This is a genomic window from Nitrospirota bacterium (assembly GCA_016207905.1).
Classification (GTDB): Bacteria; Nitrospirota; Thermodesulfovibrionia; order Thermodesulfovibrionales; family JdFR-86; genus JACQZC01.
The window spans coordinates 1-16,142 of the sequence record JACQZC010000034.1 but is presented as its reverse complement, the minus strand read 5'-3'; the positions used below and the strand labels follow the sequence as shown (position 1 = coordinate 16,142).

Here is a 16,142-nt window from a genome sequence, read left to right as displayed (position 1 = left end):
TACCCACTTCCCTCCATCCGTAATCCTCACATCCTTCTTCACCTCTCCGCAAGAGTCAGTTGCACTCACAGAGAATGCACCACAGGCAGAACTACTTAGACTAACAAGTCCATTTGCATCTATGGACACACCTGAACCTTCCACACACCACATTATATCGCCAACTGCATTAGCAATGCTATATTGATAAGTTCCTGATTTTGTAACCCCATCAGGACCTGAGATGGATAAAGAACAGGTATTACTTCCTCCTCCTGAGGATGCTACTAAAAATTGAGATGAAGGATTGGAATTACAGGTATTTAAAAGCTCTTCTGCAAAAAGTAAGTTTGGTGTCATAAGGACAGAAAGCATAAATGTAAGGAATAAATACCTTTTTATAATGATAAACACCTCTTTATAATGATGTGTCTTGTTTTGACCCTTCAGCATTTTCAGAAATTTTATCTTTTCAAGGACGCTCAGTAATGCCTCCTTATGGTTTTGTCATTGATTTTGCTAATCTTACAAACTGCACAATTGGCCTGTTTGAAGGGCAAACATAGGCACATGAGCCACACTCAAAACAGTCCCAGAGATTATAATCCTTTGTCTCCTCATAATGTCCTGCCTCTGAAAGCACACTCAGCATCGAGGGCATAAGGCCCATTGGGCATATGTCAACGCATCTTCCGCACCTTATGCAGGGCTTGTAGACATCTACATGGATAACCTCTTTTTCGGTCATAACGAGTATTCCTGATGTGCCTTTTGTGACAGGTACATCGAGGTTATAAAGGGCAAAGCCCATCATAGGTCCTCCTGCCACTACCTTCGAGGAGCCGTTTTTAAAGCCACCGCATTCCTCTATCAGGTGAGAGACCATTGTTCCCACCTTGACCATAAGGTTCTTTGGCTCCTTTATTCCTTCTCCTGTGACAGTGACAACCCTTTCTATCAAAGGCTTTCCAAACCTTACTGCCTCATAAATAGAAAACGCAGTGCCAACATTCTGAACAAGAACGCTTACGTCCATTGGAAGCCCCCGAGGGGGTACCTCCCTGTCTGTAAGTGCCTTTATGAGCATCTTTTCAGCACCTTGTGGGTATTTCACCTCTAAGGCACAGACATCTATGTTTCCATACGGTGTAGATGCCTCCTTCATCTTTTTAACTGCATCGGGCTTGTTGTTTTCTATTCCAATAAAGCCTTTATTGACACCCAATGCCTTCATTAGGATCCTCAAGCCCTCTACGATCTCAGAGGGCATCTCGAGCATCAGCCTATAGTCGGCAGTAAGATATGGCTCGCACTCGGCACCGTTTAATATGACAGTGTCTATGGGCTTTTCCTTTGGCGGAGAGAGCTTAACCGATGTAGGGAATGCCGCACCTCCAAGTCCAACAATGCCTCCTCCTCTAACCTTTTCCCTTATTGCATCTACTGAAAGCTGAGCATACCCCGGCTCTTCCTTAAGCTCAACCCATGTCTCATGACCGTCGTTTTCAATAACTATAGAATTGACCATTCTTCCCATAGCATTTGGAAACTCTCCTATGCCAATTACCTTTCCCGAGACAGAGGAATGAACAGTGGCTGATACAAAGCCCTCGGGGTTTCCGATAACCTCACCCTTTTTGACCTCCTGACCTATGGAGACGATAGGCTTTGCCGGAGCGCCTGTGTGCTGGCTTAAAGGAATCACTACCCTTTGTGGTGGCTTGGTAGGCTGTATGGGACTCTCTGCTGAAAGCTTTTTTTTGTCAGGCGGATGAATGCCCCCTTTGAAGGTTGCAAGACTCATTTAAGATACCTCCGAAGAGAAATGGCGGCTTTTTAAAAAAAAAGCCTATGCATAGTAACAAAAAGAAAAAAATATGTCAACTTCAAAATTCCCCCCTGTCAAGCCAAAATAGAGATGTCCTATTCTTGTTAATTTGGGGTTTCACCCCAAACCCCAGTTGCTTTTCTTCATGCCCAAGAAAAGTAACCAAAAGAATCGCACCCATGAAAATTTCGGTCTCTGACCACGCTTCATTCAGTCGGCTTCAGGTAAATTTTAGCAAACTCTGCCGATTAATCGGCATCGAACACGCTAAAATTTTTAACCCTTTAGCCTCCTTCATTACACTGAAATTTTCTAAAGGGGGCTATTGGGGGATGGAGAGGGTTTTTCAGAAAAGCCAATACAATATAAATTTATGATGCCTTTTGAGAAGGTTTAAAAGGTAGTGGAGGGGGAGTTAGAACACCTGTCCCTATTTGTTTGTCGGAGAGCTTTGATGAGGAAGTAAGACGGTATCACAGCCGAAGGCAGAGGTATATATCACCAGTCAATTCCCTGTGACCTTAAAAAGTCCTGAGCAGGCTTAAAACCTAATCTTGCAGATGTTTTTAAGTCGGCAATTGCCCTCTGATAATCGCCTAACCTATTATAAGCAGGCCCCCGATTGTAATAAGCCTCTGCAAATTCAGGGTTTAGCTCAATTGCCTTGTTATACTCATTAATAGCTCTCTGATAATCGCCTAAGTTTTTATAAGCAATCCCCCGATTGTTATAAGCATCAGTAAGTTCAGGGTTTAGTTCAATTGCCTTGCTATAGGCAGATATGGCTTCTTTATAATTGCCTGATTCGGCTAAGGCATAGCCTTTATCAAAATAGTCTGTGGCACTTAATTTCTTAACAGAGACAGTATATTCCTCCTGTTTTTTAGTTTTATCCTTCAGTTCAGAAATCTCCTTTTTCAGTTTCTCAATTTCTCTTAATGCCTGTTCTGCTTTTCTCTTTGACTCCTCAAGCTCCTTGGATTTCTGCCTATCTTCTTTTAGGGCATTAATAGACTTAGCAACCTCAGAGGGGTCTGCTGAAATCTTAGCCTTGAGATAATAAGTAACACCATCCCATTTCTCATCAATTACCTCTGCACTGACTATGCCTGCTGAAAGAATGGTAATCTGGTCTTTGGTTAATTGGAAGTCTTTGACCTCTGTCTCGGTTATAAGATATACACCTAACTCTTCAAGTAAAAGCCTTTTTACCTGCTCAAGTGCTATTGCCCTGCTTGAGACCTTGCTGTCAAGCTCGCTTGCCTGATATGTGTATTCCTTTATAAAGGTGACATTGCCGGCAGATACAGGGGTGGCAAACACATAAAATAAAAGGCAGACCATGACAATGAGAGACTTTAGGCTCATAGAGAGTATATTAAGCAGGCATGTCTTTGCTGTCAAGGGAATTTCTGCTCTAAGTAAAAGACCTTCCCTAAGCGGCTGCGGAAAGCTCAAGTTTGTAAAGGGACTTTATCGGGATCTTCTTTGCTGCATTAAGTATCTCTATCGCAACAATCTCATTACTTTTCGTAGTGTGGAGAATAACTCCTTCTGCTATTTCCACAGCGCCATCAGGTTTTTTTGATGACATTTGAATGTATGCTGCATCAACCTTCTTGTCGTATCTGACCTTCATGGTTTACCTCCAGTGTTTCTTTTAACATCGTATTTGCCCGACGGATTGTCAGAATAAGACTTTATAGTCTTTAAAATCATCTCGGCGCTTTTTCTGTCACCGACTCATAAAGAATAACTCCTTTGCCATTATCTTAATCAGACATCTTTTTCCTGTCAAGGAATTTCTCAGTGCGACAGGGCATATCGCAGGCTAAAGCCTGCGGCTACTGTGAAAATCGGGGAATGACAAACTGAGATTCTGAAATGAATTCAGAATGACAAGTGGGGTTCAGAATGACCCCTCACCCTCTCCCTCTCTCGCAAAGGGGAGAGGGGAAAAGAAAACCATAGTTCATTTTTTGCTTGACAAAAGGGTTTTGGAAGTGTTATTATTTTAACTATGGTTTGTAGAAGGGATGAGTATGGAAAAAGGGGGTAGGTTGATAAATATCAACTTAATCAACATGGGAATCATTTAAAATCAAGGGGTTATGAGGATACCCCCCCTCCCTATAAACTAAACTTAGGAAGGGAAAAAGGAGAATGAACGCTTGAACACCCAAAAGGATGATAAAGCTATTGAATTAAAAGAGAAAACAGATGAATTTGCAATTAAAGAATGAACATATAAAAAAAGGAGATGGAAACGAATGTCATTTAGGACATTATCATTTTGGCAGAACACTTCAAAATTCCCCCTGTCAAGCCAAAATAGAGATGTCTTATTCTTGTGCCTTGAATAACAAGCATAGTAAAGGTTAAAATTCCTTTTATGAAGGTAATTACATCTGACAGGGAGATAAAGTCCTTTATTGGCACGCTTCAAAGCAGGGCATTGGGCGTAAGCCCTGCAATAGCGAAAACCGTAAGAGCTATTCTCCATGAGGTAAGGAAAAAGGGTGACAGGGCTGTAGTTGACTTCACAAGGAAATTTGATGGCTATACCCCTCGGTCACTGAGAATACCTTTAGAGGATATTAAAAGGTATGCAAGGCTTGCGGATAAGGATTTCCTTAGGGCTTTAGATGCATCCATAAAAAGAATCAGGGAGTTTCACAGAAGACAGGTCGAGACCTCATGGTCATTTAAAGAAGACGGGATAGAGCTGGGACAGATTATAAGACCGATTGAGAGGGTGGGTGTTTATGTGCCTGGGGGGAAGGCATCGTATCCAAGCACTGTGCTTATGAATGTCATACCTGCTCAGGTGGCAGGTGTGCCTGAAATAGTCCTATGTCTTCCAACACCAAATGGTGAAGTCAATCCATATGTGATGTCTGCCATAAATATGCTCGGTATAAAGGAGGTTTACTCTATTGGCGGAGCACAGGCAATCGGTGCATTGGCATATGGAACGAAAAGCATTAAAAAGGTTGACAAGGTTGTGGGTCCGGGAAACATCTATGTGGCAACTGCCAAGAGACTGGTCTTTGGAGAGGTTGACATAGATATGATAGCAGGACCAAGCGAGATTCTCATAATAGCAGACTCCTCGGCAAACCCTGCCTTTGTAGCAGGAGACCTTCTCAGTCAGGCAGAGCATGACGAGCTTGCAAGTTCAATCCTTATAACAGACTCAGAAACTCTTGCACAAAAGGTTACTGGAGAGCTAAAAAAACAGATAAAGACATTGAGTAGAAAGGCAATAGCCTCATGCTCCATTAAAAGATACGGTGCAATCATAGTGATAAAGGATATAAAAGAGGCAGTGGAGATTTCAAACTCTATAGCAGTCGAGCACCTTGAGATTATGACCCAAAATCCAAGAAGGCTTCTCCCTCTGATAAAAAACGCAGGTGCCATATTCATTGGTCAGTGGAGCCCTGAGCCAATGGGCGATTATTCGGCAGGACCTAATCACACACTTCCAACAGGAGGCACATCAAGGTTCTTCTCGCCACTTGGAGTGTATGACTTCATAAAGCGCTCAAGCCTCATTGAGTTTTCAAAGCAAGGCTTTATGAGGCTTTCAAAGACGGTTGAGACACTTGCAGATGCAGAGGGACTTCAGGCCCATGCAAACTCTATAAGGGTGCGGAAGTTTTCTTGAAAAAATATCTGAGTCAGAACTTCCTTTATGACCCATCGATATTAAGAAGACTCATACGGGTTGCCAGTGTTTCTTCGGAAGACACTGTTATAGAGATAGGACCCGGCACAGGCAGGCTCACCATGATGCTTTCCGAAAAGGCAAAAGAGGTCATTGCAATAGAGCTTGACAGAGAACTCTATTCTGACTTAAAGGAGAGGCTCGATGACAGGAAAAATATAAGGCTCATATTAGGTAATGCCCTTAAATACCCCTATGAGACAACGAGAAGGTTCAAGGTAGTTGCAAATATCCCTTATCACATAACAACCCCAATTATATTTAAGCTCCTCGAACAAAGGAAAAACCTCATATCCATGACCCTTACTGTGCAAAAGGAGGTCGCTCAAAGGGTTGTGGCAAAGCCGGGAGGAAAAGCCTACGGAGTGCTTTCTATTATGATTCAGTATTACGGAAAGCCTGAGCTTAAATTTCTCATACCTCGCGGAGCATTCAGACCTGTGCCAAAGGTGGATTCGGCATGCCTTCATATCTCTGTTTATGAAAGACCAAGTGTCAACGTAAAAGACGAAAATGTTTTTTTCAGGCTCGTAAAAACTGCATTTTCCCAAAGAAGAAAGACCCTTTCCAATGCCCTAAAGACAATATCTCCTGATATTAAAAATATACTTACTAAGGCAGGTATTACCCCAGAGAGAAGGCCCGAGACATTAAGCATAGAGGAGTTCGCAAGAATCTCGGAACTACTTTCCTAAGACCCTAATCCTCCTCCTACAACTTCATAATACTTTTCAGGCAGGGCTGGCGGCGGTCCCTTTTTAAAGGGCATGGCCAATGGAGTGGATACCCTGTTTGACCTTGAAATCCTGCTAAAGACTTTCTTCTTGAAAATGCCTGTCTCCATGATGAATTCCCTTTCAGGCATAACCTCTATGTAAACACTGCCAATCCTCTGTATGCTGATGTCAAAATAGCTAATTGCATCGGCAGGTGTAGCGATACCGGTTACATCATAAACCCTTAAAACCAGCTCGCCATCGAGCTTCTTGAAGGTATTTTCAGTCACCTCCCAGTATATGAAAACCTTTCTTGGCTCAAGCGTAAGGGCTATGACTGTGTCCATGCTGTACTCAGTGGAAAAATCTCTTATCGGCAAAGCAGGAAATACCATCATAGCCGTCTCTTTAGGTGCGGGCTTTATAGGCTTTATTACCTCCCTTTTGATTTCTCCTTTAGGGGGCAGTGGTTTTCCTCTGACTTTTACAGGTTTTTCTTTGACCTTTTGCTTAACAGCCTTCTTGGGCTTTACTACTTTTTTAGGCTTAATAGGCTTTACCTTTGGCAAAGGCTTTTTTGCTTTGATTGCCTTTGGTTTCTTTTTCGATGACTTAATAATCTCACTTATGAGCTCAGCTTTTCTTGCGCCTGCTTTAAGTGTAATCCCTGCCTTTTTTGCGATTGCCTTCAGCTCGGCAACTGTTTTTTCCTCAAGCTTTTTCTTTTCCATAATTTCCTCAATAGGATTTTAGCATAAGTCAAGCGAAATATCATCAAGAAAATTCGTGAAGCTCTCTGCCTCTGTGCATGGGTCAAACCTGAATTCAATCAGGTAGTTGGAAATGCTTTCATGTTAAAATCTCTCCTATGGGCTATGATGATGCAGTTTCTTATCTGTATAGTCTCAGGCATCATGGAATAAAGCTTGGACTTGAAAATCCAATAAGACTCCTTACGCTCATTGGAAATCCCCATAGCTCCTTCAGGTCTATTCATATTGCAGGCACAAATGGAAAGGGCTCAACATCCGCACTCATAGCCTCGATTCTAAGGGCATATGGGTTTAATGTAGGGCTTTTTACATCTCCCCATATTGTAAGCTTTACAGAGAGAATCAGGGTAAATGAAGCCGAGATAAAAGAGGAGGAGGTCGTCTCTCTTACGGAAGAGCTAAGAGAAAGGATTGAAGGATTTATGCCTACCTTTTTTGAGTTTGTAACTGCAATGGGGCTTCTTTATTTCAAAAGGAAGGCAGTTGATTGGGCAGTCATAGAGACAGGCATGGGTGGAAGGCTCGATGCAACGAATGTCATAAATCCAGAGGTTTCTGTTATAACCCATATAGGCTGTGACCATAAGGAATTCTTAGGAGATACACTCGAAGAGATCGCAGGCGAAAAGGCAGGGATAATAAAGCCAAACACTCCTGTTGTTACATGCCCTCAAGGGTTGGAGGTCATGAATCTCATTGCCAAAAAGGCAGGTGATAACTCCTCACCCCTTTATATAATGGGAAGAGACTTTAGCGTAACATTTAAAGCCCACACAGAGACAGGGATATGTTTGGATTATACTTCTCATTGGCAGGCGATTACGGACCTGAGGATTCCACTTCATGGCAGGTATCAGGCTGAAAACGCAGGGCTTGCCATAGAGGCAGTAGAGATTGCGGTGCCTAAGAAAAATTCACCTGAACTCATTCAGGGCATGAGCAGTCTCATATGGCATGGAAGATTCGAGTTTATTAACGAGCACATACTCATAGATGGTGCGCACAACCCGGATGCCGCAAAGGCACTTTCGCAGGAACTAAAAGAAAATCCCCTTACAAAAGATAAAGAGATAACCTTAATTATAGGCATTATGGCTGACAAAGACATCGAGGGCATTCTAAGAGCACTTCTTCCCCTTGCCAATGAGGTTATCTTTGTATCTCTTCCTTACGAAAGGGCCGCACCTCCCGAAAAACTCAAACAGGTCTCTGCCTCTTTAGGGTATGAATCGAAAACAGCAGGAACGGTAAAGGATGCTATAGAGAGGTTAAAAACCCCATTAGGAGTGATTACAGGCTCTTTTTATACGATAGGCGAGGCAAAAGAGGCTATCGGAGAAATGGGCATCCTTAAGAGGCTAAGAGAGTGAGCATCAGGATATTTGTCATTATAACCCTTTTTGCCTTTGCCCAGACAGAGAGCATCTCTGCCCAGGAATTTTTGAGCACATCCGACATCCTCGAGATAGAGGGCTCCACTTACACGCTGATTGGAAATGTCACATCTCACAGGGACAATACCCTGCTTAAGGCAGATGAGATGATATATAACAACCAGACCTACGAAGCTGATTTAAAAGGCAATGTCTCATACGAGGATGAGGAAATCTCTATAAAGGCAGATAATGCCCGACTGAACCTCGAGGAGCAAACAGGCATACTCAACAAGGCAGAGATATTCGTTAAAAAAGACAACTATTATATCAGGGCTAAACAGGTAGAAAAGAAAAAAGGCAAAAGATACATTCTCAGGTCTGCCTCCATCACGACCTGCGATGCAAAACTCCCTGCATGGTGCATGAGGGCAAGAGGGCTCGATATTATCTTTGGAGACAGGCTAATTGCAAAGAGCGTCTCGTTGAATATAAAAGGCATTCCTCTGATTTATACCCCTTATCTCTGGGCACCTATTCTTACCGAAAGAAAAACAGGTTTTCTATTCCCTTCTCTGGGGTATTCCGAATCAAAAGGTTTTTTTGTAAGACAGCCGTTTTTCTGGGCAATAAGGGAAAATAGGGATGCCACATTCTTTTTAGATATATACTCCAAAAGAGGACTTGGAAAGGCAATAGAATATAGATACATAGAGAGGCAGGACATCAAAGGCAGGCTCTATCTTTATCATTTAAAGGACAGGGTGCTTAAAAAGGACTTTACCGAGGCAAGGCTGACACATGAAAGTGGCATCCCTGATAAAGGCATATGGGGCTATCTTAATCTAAACCTGATAAACCAGAGGGAGTTTCCAAGGCTTTATAGGCTTTACCTCGAGGACAGGTCAAAGAGATTCATGGAGTCCAGCACCGAGGTATCTACGGCTGTTAAAACCTCGAGGCTCTATCTAAGGGGCACTCACACGATAGAGCTCAAAGATGCCGTAAGACAGTCCACTGTTTCGCAAAGACTGCCTGAGTTAGGCTTTGTGCTAAACCCCATAGGGATTGGACATTTTTTAAAATTCTCATTTCAGGGCACTGCTACGAACTTCTGGAGACCATCCAATACATCTCAGAGATTTTCCTTAAATGCAAGACTTAGCCATTCAGCAGGAAAAACCCTGACCCTCGGTCAAACCCTAAATGTAAGAGAAACCCTGTATTACTTCGACGAACAAGACAGAAGCCAAAGCAGACAGTCTGCTGAATACAAAGCAGTTCTTTACCATAGGTTCATTAAGAAGTATAGCAGTATTACTCACTCAATTACGCCATCCATCTCATACAGGTATATCTTTAGGAATAGAAGGTCTCTGCCTGTTTTTGATGGATTAGAGCTTAACCCTCCACAAACAGAGGTTGAGATAACCCTGATTAATCGTCTCATCGATAAAAAGGGACAGTTCCTTGTCTTTAAGGCATCCGAGGTTTCGGATTCCTCGGGGAAAAATAGCCTTCTCATTGGTCTTCATACAGATAGGCTTCTAAGAATCAGGGCAAATGCGGCATATGACCTCGATGAAGGCGCATTAGATTACGCCAATTCAGAGCTCTCGGTGGATGTCTCGAGAAAGGCTGTTTTTTCCATGGGCCAGAATTATACGAGGCAGAGCAATGTCTTTCTGCACACCTTTGGTGTTGGCTATACACATTCAAAGGCATTGTTTCTTGATGGCAAACTCTGGTATGATTCTAAAGAAGGAACTCTAAATAATATGGCAGTAGGATTGAGCTATATGAGGCAGTGCTGGGGTATGAATGTGCAGGCAATAAGAAGCCCTGATGACTTTAGTGTATTTTTAACTATAGCACTAAAGGGGCTTAGCTCTTTTAAGGTAATGCATGGCGCGGAAGAAGAAATTTTTAGGCGAATTGCTCGTTGAGGCAGGCTTAATAACCGCTGAACAGCGGGACAGGGCACTCAAGGAGCAAAGGAGGCTCGGCAACAGGCTTGGCGAGGCATTAGTCAGTCTTGGCTTTATCACAGAGGAGGCTCTGGCAAAGGCATTAAGCTCACAGCTTCACCTTCCATTCAAGGAGCTGAAATCTATCGTCGTGGACCCGAATGCAATAGCCATTGTCCCTGAGTCCCTCGCAAGAAAGCACAAGGTTTTGCCCCTTAACATCAAAAATGAAAGACTCACTATTGCAATGGCTGACCCACTGGATGTCTTTGCCGCAGATGAAATAAAAAGGACTGCGAATATGCCTGTTGACATAGTTGTCGTAATGGAATCGGAGCTTTTTAAGATGCTCGATAAGCATTACAGGGGAGAGGTGGTGGAAGAGCCTCCGAAGGCACCTGATGTGCTTTTCCCCGAAAGGGAAAAGGTTCTTATGTCAGCAGAGGCAATGCTCGAAACAGAAACCCCGGTTGTAAAGCTCGTTAATAGTGCAATCTCACAGGCTATAAAAGGTAGGGCAAGCGATGTACATATAGAGCCTTATAAGAGTTCCCTTCGCATAAGGTTCAGGATTGATGGAATACTGCACGAGATGATGAGTCCACCTCTACATTTACATCCAGGGATAGTTTCGAGGATTAAGATACTTTCGGGTATGGACATTGCCGAAAAAAGGATTCCTCAGGACGGAAGGTTTCCAATCAATATAGAGGGCAGAGAATTCGACATAAGGGCATCGACCCTTCCGACACTGCATGGAGAAAAGATAGTCATGAGGCTTCTCGAGAAGACAGCAGGGCTTCCACAACTGAAATTAGATGACCTCGGATTTTCATCCAGCCTGAAGCAGGCATACGAAAAGCTCATAAGCAAGCCCTATGGCTTTATCCTTGCAACAGGACCTACTGGCTGTGGAAAGACCACGACCATGTACTCCTCACTGAGGTATATAAGCTCTACCGAGAGGAATATAATTACAGTAGAGGACCCGATAGAGTATGACCTGCCGGGCATAAATCAGGTGCAGGTTAACCCAAAGGCAGGACTTACATTTGCCTCTGGACTGAGGTCAATACTCAGGCAGGACCCCGATGTGATAATGGTTGGCGAAATCAGAGACATAGAGACTGCCTCGATTGCAACGCATTCTGCCCTTACAGGGCATCTTGTCTTGAGCACCCTTCACACAAACGATGCAGTGGGCGCAGTTGCACGACTCATTGACATGGGTGTTGAGCCCTTCCTTATCACATCCTCTCTGATAGGGGTTTTAGGACAGAGACTTATAACAAGGATATGCCCTTATTGCAAAGAAAGTTATACTGCCGAAGAAGAGGTGCTTAAGAAAATAGGTATCAAAGGCACTGTGCTCCTACACAGGGGCAAGGGGTGTAACGAATGCAGGTTCACAGGATACTTGGGAAGGGAGGGTTTGTTTGAACTGCTTTTGATTACAGAGGGGGTAAAAAGACTTATAGTCGAGAAGGCAACTGCAAGCCAGATAAAGGCACAGGCAATCGAGGAGGGTTTCAGCACAATGAGGCAGGAGGGTCTTTTAAAGGTGGTAGAAGGTGTCACAACCCTTACAGAGGTAATGAGGGTAACACAGGAGGCAGAATAAGGTGCCTGCCTTCGTATACAAGGTCAGGGACAAAACAGGCGAGCTTATAACAGGCATTACACACGGCTCCTCCATGGAGGCAGTTGCAGGAGAACTCTACTCGAGGGGCTACATACCTGTTGAGATAAAGCCTGAGAAAAAAGCAAAGACAGGCTTAGCTCTCTTTGCAACGGTAAAGCCCGAAGACATGATTATCTTTAGCAGACAGCTTTCAACCCTTATAAAGTCAGGCATATCGTTTATGAAAAGCCTCGATACCTTAGAGGAGCAAACAAAATCAAAAAAGCTCAAGACAGTGATAGCCCGAATAAGGACGGAGGTTGAAGGCGGAGCATCGTTTTCAGAGGCACTTTCGAGACACCCAAAGGTATTCTCTCCGCTTTACATAAGCATGGTGAAGGTAGGAGAGGAGGCAGGAGTGCTCGATGAGATTTTAGAAAGGCTTTCTTTTCTTCTTGAGCATGAGGCTGTTACAAAGGCAAGGGTAAAGACAGCAATAAGATACCCTCTGATTGTAATAACCGTTCTTTTGTTTGCATTTGTCTTTTTAACCACATTCGTTGTGCCAAAGTTTGCGGCACTTTATAGCCAGTCAAAGACTGTCCTTCCGCTTCCAACGAGGATGCTTATCATGATGAATAAATTATTGACCCACTACTGGATGTTCATAGGTGGAGCTATAGGAGGTGCTATACTTTTAGTGAGAGGCTACATAAAGACACCTCCTGGAAGGTGGAACTTGGACAAGCTGAAGCTAAAGGTTCCGATTATAGGGACCATAGTGGAGCGTAGTGTAATGTCCCGTTTTGCAAGAATCTTTTCAACACTCTACAGAAGCGGAATACCGATGCTTCATGCCCTTGACATAGTGTCAGGGACAATCGGGAATGTAATTATAGGAAGGGCAGTTAACATCATCAAGGAGGATGTAAGAGAGGGCAAGGGGCTCAGCGCACCAATGATAAAAACAGGGGTCTTTCCCTCGATTGTCTCGCAAATGGTTGCAGTTGGCGAGGAAACAGGTGCATTGGACGATATGCTCTTGAAGGTCTCGGATTACTATGACTTAGAAGTGGAATACTCCATAAAAAACCTTTCCACTACTATCGAGCCTGTTCTTATATTCCTCCTTGCCATAGGAGTGCTTTTCTTAGCACTGGGGATTTTTCTTCCAATATGGGACATGATAAGCGTTTTAAAGAAGTAAGGTTTCTTTTCCTAAGGAAAAAGTTTTACCTTGGGCTTTTTATTCTTTTACCTGCGTTCTTTTGCCTGTTTTCGCTGGGGGCATTCCTTATTGTATTTGCAAAGCTTCAGCCCCTGCTTAAATCCGAGGCAGGAGGTCTTGACCATCTTATAATCGTATATGACTCGATAAAGACATGGACATATATCTTTTCTGTGGTTGCCTTTGTTTCAGGGCTCGTTGTTGCATATTCCCTTGTGAAACCTGCAAGGAGACTCCTTAGAGAAAAGACGGCTGATATGGAGGAGTTTGGCTCTCTGGGGCATGAGTTTAGGGACATAGCCACATCCCTAAGCCAGTATATTGCGACAGTCGAAAGCATGGCAGGCGGGATTATAACGACAACGAAAGACGGCACAATCACGACTGCAAACAGGCAGGCACTCCAGATGCTCGGCATGGACAAGGAGGCAGTGCTGAAAACCAACATTAGAAAGATATTCCCCATAAAAGAAACTCAGGTGCAAAAAGAGGCAACCATTACATTAGAGGTAAATGCAGTTACAGGAGAGGGTATCCGTCAGATGGAATGCACAATCTTCCCAATCCGAGGACAGGCAGGAATAGAAGGTGCTGTGTTTAGCTTCAGGGACACACAGAGGATAAAAGAAATGCACCGCGAGCTGATTAAGACAGAAAGGCTTGCAAGCATCGGCACACTTACGATGACCGTTGCGCATGAGGTAAGAAACCCCCTTGCCTCTATAAAAGGGTTTGCACAGCTCATTAAGGAGGACATTAAAAATGAAGACCACTTGCAGACATACCTTGACACCATCATCAAGGAGGTAGACAGGCTCAATAGGGTAGTTGACAGCCTCTACGAGATAAAGGACTCTACATTTGAAGGCGATACACTAAAGGAGATACTTAAAAGGATAAGGCTTCTCTGTGACCAGGCACTAAGTAGAAAGGCAGTCAATGTTGTAGAGGACTACGACGAAAAGGCGGATTCCTATATAGTCAAAGACGAGATGGTTTTCCAAGGGCTTTACAACATAGTGCTTAATGCCTATGAGGCAGTAAAGCCAGCAGGGAATGTGGTTTTAACTGTCAGGGCAGATTCAGGTGGTGCTAAGGTCGAGGTTATAAGCGAATCGGAGCTCGAGGAAAAATTTTCTGTTCAAAGGCTCTTTGACTACGATGTCTCGACAAAGGGCAGGGGTAGAGGAGCAGGTCTTGCTATTGCAAATAGTGCAATAAAACAGGCAGGCGGTAATATAGAAGTAAAATCCCTAAAGGGTAAAACGGTATTCAGTATATGGCTTCCATAAACAGGATATTAATTGCAGACGACGACGCCTCTATTCAGTTTTTTATGGCTGAGTTTCTTAAAAAAGAGGGTTTTCTTTTTGATATAGCAAAAGACGGCTTCGAGGCAATAGAGCTTTTAGGGAAAAACATCTATAGCCTTGTCATTTTAGATGAGAGGATGCCCCGAATAAACGGAATGGGGGTGCTTTCGGAGATTAAATCCATGGGCATGAAGATGCCTGTCATAATGATAACTGCATACGGCTCAAAAGAGCTTGCCATGAGGGCTATGGATGAAGGAGCTTATGATTTTTTCACAAAACCAGTTGACATAGAGGTCGTAAGAACGGTTATAAGAAGGGCAATAGAAAAATACGAGCTGAAAAAAGAAATAGAGCGACTTAAGGAGGACCTCGAAGAAAAGGCAATAGGACAGGAGATTATAGCAGAAAGCCATTCTATGAAGAAGGCAATGGAGCTACTGAAAAAGGTTGCAGATACGGATGTAACGGTGTTTCTTCAGGGAGAGTCAGGCTCAGGCAAGGAGTTGATAGCAAAGACAATCCACAGGCTAAGCAGACGACATGAGGAGCCTTTTGTGAGCGTAAACTGTGCCGCAATACCCGAGGGATTGCTTGAATCAGAGCTTTTCGGGTACGAAAAGGGTGCATTCACAGGTGCCCTTAAACAGCATCTCGGAAAGTTCGAAAGGGCAAGTGGAGGCACGATATTCCTTGATGAGATAGCAGACCTCTCGATGGGGCTTCAGGCAAAGCTCTTACGGGTACTTCAGCAAAGAGAGATAGAAAGGCTCGGAGGCAAGACATCCATAAAAGTGGATGTGAGAATTATATCAGCCACAAATAGAGACATCTTCATGCTTACCAATGATGGCAGATTCAGGGAGGACTTGTTTTACCGAATAAATGTATTTGAGATAGCAGTTCCTCCTCTTAGAGAAAGGAAAGAGGATATTCCACTTTTATGTGCGTTTTTCCTTAAAAAATACTCCCAAGACATTGGCAGAAATATCACAGGTATCTCAAAGCCTGCCATGAGACTGCTTCTGAGCTATCAGTGGCCTGGCAATGTCAGACAGATGGAGAATATGCTCCAGAGGGCTATTGTGGTTGAGCAAGGAGATGTCATTGGAGAGGACACAATAAAAGAAATAATAGAGGAAAGCCCCCAGATGGTAGATAATGCCCTTAGTGCAAAGGAAAAGCTGAAGGTGGTTAAAGAGGAGGAGGAAAAAAGCCTTATCCAGTCTGCTCTTAAAGAGGCTAAGTGGAAAAGGCAGGATGCGGCAGGGATTCTTGGTATAAGTAGGAAAAGCCTGTTTTTGAAGATGAAAAAATACGGTCTTACATAGAAAAGATTTTGACAATAGGACATTTCTAAATCGGCTTGACAAAAACTAATCCCGCTTCTTTCCACAAGGGTATCCATTGGCTAAATGTCCAACACGACGTTATCCCTCCTTTTCCTTGAAGTAGAAAGGACTCCGGTTGCAATATATTAAGCATCCGCCTCCTTCCCGTCAAGGGAACTGTATGGGTTCAGGACATATGAAACAAGTTATATCCCCCTCACCCCAGCCCTCTCCCGCAAGGGGAGAGGGAAAAGAAAACCATAGTTCATTTTTTACTTGACAA

The 16,142-nt window shown here is 43.5% G+C and carries 13 protein-coding genes; 8 read left to right on the top strand and 5 right to left on the bottom strand.

What is annotated here, in order from left to right; genetic code table 11:
• The 4 genes from HY805_04070 to HY805_04055 all read right to left on the bottom strand — a co-directional run.
• Nucleotides 1-432 (bottom strand): hypothetical protein (locus tag HY805_04070; protein MBI4823393.1); only part of this gene is annotated, 432 nt, incomplete at its 3' end.
• A 43-nt stretch (nucleotides 433-475) separates the two neighbouring features.
• Nucleotides 476-1,783 carry an electron transport complex subunit RsxC gene (gene rsxC / locus HY805_04065; GenBank protein MBI4823392.1) on the bottom strand — a complete coding sequence of 436 codons (1,308 nt, stop codon included), beginning with the start codon at nucleotides 1,781-1,783 and terminating at the stop codon, nucleotides 476-478.
• Between the two features lie 522 nt (nucleotides 1,784-2,305).
• The gene (locus HY805_04060) at nucleotides 2,306-3,151 is read right to left on the bottom strand and encodes a tetratricopeptide repeat protein (GenBank protein ID MBI4823391.1); all 846 of its coding nucleotides are present in this window, start codon (nucleotides 3,149-3,151) and stop codon (nucleotides 2,306-2,308) included.
• Nucleotides 3,152-3,242: 91 nt separating this feature from the next.
• The gene (locus tag HY805_04055; protein ID MBI4823390.1) at nucleotides 3,243-3,446 is read right to left on the bottom strand and encodes a DUF2283 domain-containing protein; all 204 of its coding nucleotides are present in this window, start codon (nucleotides 3,444-3,446) and stop codon (nucleotides 3,243-3,245) included.
• Nucleotides 3,447-4,199: 753 nt separating this feature from the next.
• Between HY805_04055 and hisD the strand changes: the two genes are divergently transcribed.
• Both hisD and rsmA read left to right on the top strand, forming a co-directional pair.
• Nucleotides 4,200-5,477, top strand: a complete 1,278-nt coding sequence (gene hisD, locus HY805_04050) for a histidinol dehydrogenase (GenBank protein ID MBI4823389.1) — start codon at nucleotides 4,200-4,202, stop codon at nucleotides 5,475-5,477.
• On the top strand, nucleotides 5,474-6,232 hold the full coding sequence (rsmA, locus tag HY805_04045) for a ribosomal RNA small subunit methyltransferase A (protein ID MBI4823388.1): 759 nt from the start codon (nucleotides 5,474-5,476) through the stop codon (nucleotides 6,230-6,232). Before hisD ends, rsmA begins: the two co-directional genes overlap by 4 nt.
• On the opposite strand, the gene HY805_04040 is transcribed toward rsmA, so the two are convergent.
• The gene (locus tag HY805_04040; GenBank protein ID MBI4823387.1) at nucleotides 6,229-6,984 is read right to left on the bottom strand and encodes a DUF4912 domain-containing protein; all 756 of its coding nucleotides are present in this window, start codon (nucleotides 6,982-6,984) and stop codon (nucleotides 6,229-6,231) included. The genes rsmA and HY805_04040 overlap by 4 nt on opposite strands.
• Nucleotides 6,985-7,121: 137 nt before the next feature.
• Here HY805_04040 and HY805_04035 point away from each other — a divergent pair, with 137 nt between their 5' ends.
• From HY805_04035 to HY805_04010, 6 genes are read left to right on the top strand one after another with little or no spacing between them, the layout of a single operon-like run.
• A complete protein-coding gene (locus tag HY805_04035) occupies nucleotides 7,122-8,396 on the top strand; it encodes a bifunctional folylpolyglutamate synthase/dihydrofolate synthase (GenBank protein ID MBI4823386.1) in 1,275 nt (424 codons plus the stop codon).
• Complete coding sequence (locus tag HY805_04030; protein MBI4823385.1) at nucleotides 8,393-10,345, top strand: LPS-assembly protein LptD; 1,953 nt, start codon at nucleotides 8,393-8,395, stop codon at nucleotides 10,343-10,345. The genes HY805_04035 and HY805_04030 overlap by 4 nt, the downstream gene beginning before the upstream one ends.
• Nucleotides 10,305-11,987 carry a Flp pilus assembly complex ATPase component TadA gene (gene tadA, locus HY805_04025; GenBank protein MBI4823384.1) on the top strand — a complete coding sequence of 561 codons (1,683 nt, stop codon included), beginning with the start codon at nucleotides 10,305-10,307 and terminating at the stop codon, nucleotides 11,985-11,987. The genes HY805_04030 and tadA overlap by 41 nt, the downstream gene beginning before the upstream one ends.
• A gap of 1 nt (nucleotide 11,988) precedes the next feature.
• The gene (locus HY805_04020; GenBank protein ID MBI4823383.1) at nucleotides 11,989-13,194 is read left to right on the top strand and encodes a type II secretion system F family protein; all 1,206 of its coding nucleotides are present in this window, start codon (nucleotides 11,989-11,991) and stop codon (nucleotides 13,192-13,194) included.
• Nucleotides 13,164-14,507: a PAS domain S-box protein gene (locus tag HY805_04015; GenBank protein MBI4823382.1), complete on the top strand. Its 1,344-nt coding sequence runs from the start codon at nucleotides 13,164-13,166 to the stop codon at nucleotides 14,505-14,507. Before HY805_04020 ends, HY805_04015 begins: the two co-directional genes overlap by 31 nt.
• Nucleotides 14,495-15,859: a sigma-54-dependent Fis family transcriptional regulator gene (locus tag HY805_04010; GenBank protein ID MBI4823381.1), complete on the top strand. Its 1,365-nt coding sequence runs from the start codon at nucleotides 14,495-14,497 to the stop codon at nucleotides 15,857-15,859. The genes HY805_04015 and HY805_04010 overlap by 13 nt, the downstream gene beginning before the upstream one ends.
• Nucleotides 15,860-16,142: the final 283 nt, after the last annotated feature.

Excerpts from the sequence above, each read along its gene's own strand:
- HY805_04010 (MBI4823381.1), top strand. The coding sequence starts at position 14,495 with ATGGCTTCCATAAACAGGATATTAATTGCAGACGACGACGCCTCTATT.
- HY805_04015 (MBI4823382.1), top strand. The coding sequence starts at position 13,164 with ATGGGACATGATAAGCGTTTTAAAGAAGTAAGGTTTCTTTTCCTAAGG.
- rsxC (MBI4823392.1), bottom strand. The coding sequence starts at position 1,783 with ATGAGTCTTGCAACCTTCAAAGGGGGCATTCATCCGCCTGACAAAAAA.
- HY805_04040 (MBI4823387.1), bottom strand. The coding sequence starts at position 6,984 with ATGGAAAAGAAAAAGCTTGAGGAAAAAACAGTTGCCGAGCTGAAGGCA.
- HY805_04060 (MBI4823391.1), bottom strand. The coding sequence starts at position 3,151 with ATGGTCTGCCTTTTATTTTATGTGTTTGCCACCCCTGTATCTGCCGGC.
- HY805_04035 (MBI4823386.1), top strand. The coding sequence starts at position 7,122 with ATGGGCTATGATGATGCAGTTTCTTATCTGTATAGTCTCAGGCATCAT.
- tadA (MBI4823384.1), top strand. The coding sequence starts at position 10,305 with ATGGCGCGGAAGAAGAAATTTTTAGGCGAATTGCTCGTTGAGGCAGGC.
- hisD (MBI4823389.1), top strand. The coding sequence starts at position 4,200 with ATGAAGGTAATTACATCTGACAGGGAGATAAAGTCCTTTATTGGCACG.
- HY805_04055 (MBI4823390.1), bottom strand. The coding sequence starts at position 3,446 with ATGAAGGTCAGATACGACAAGAAGGTTGATGCAGCATACATTCAAATG.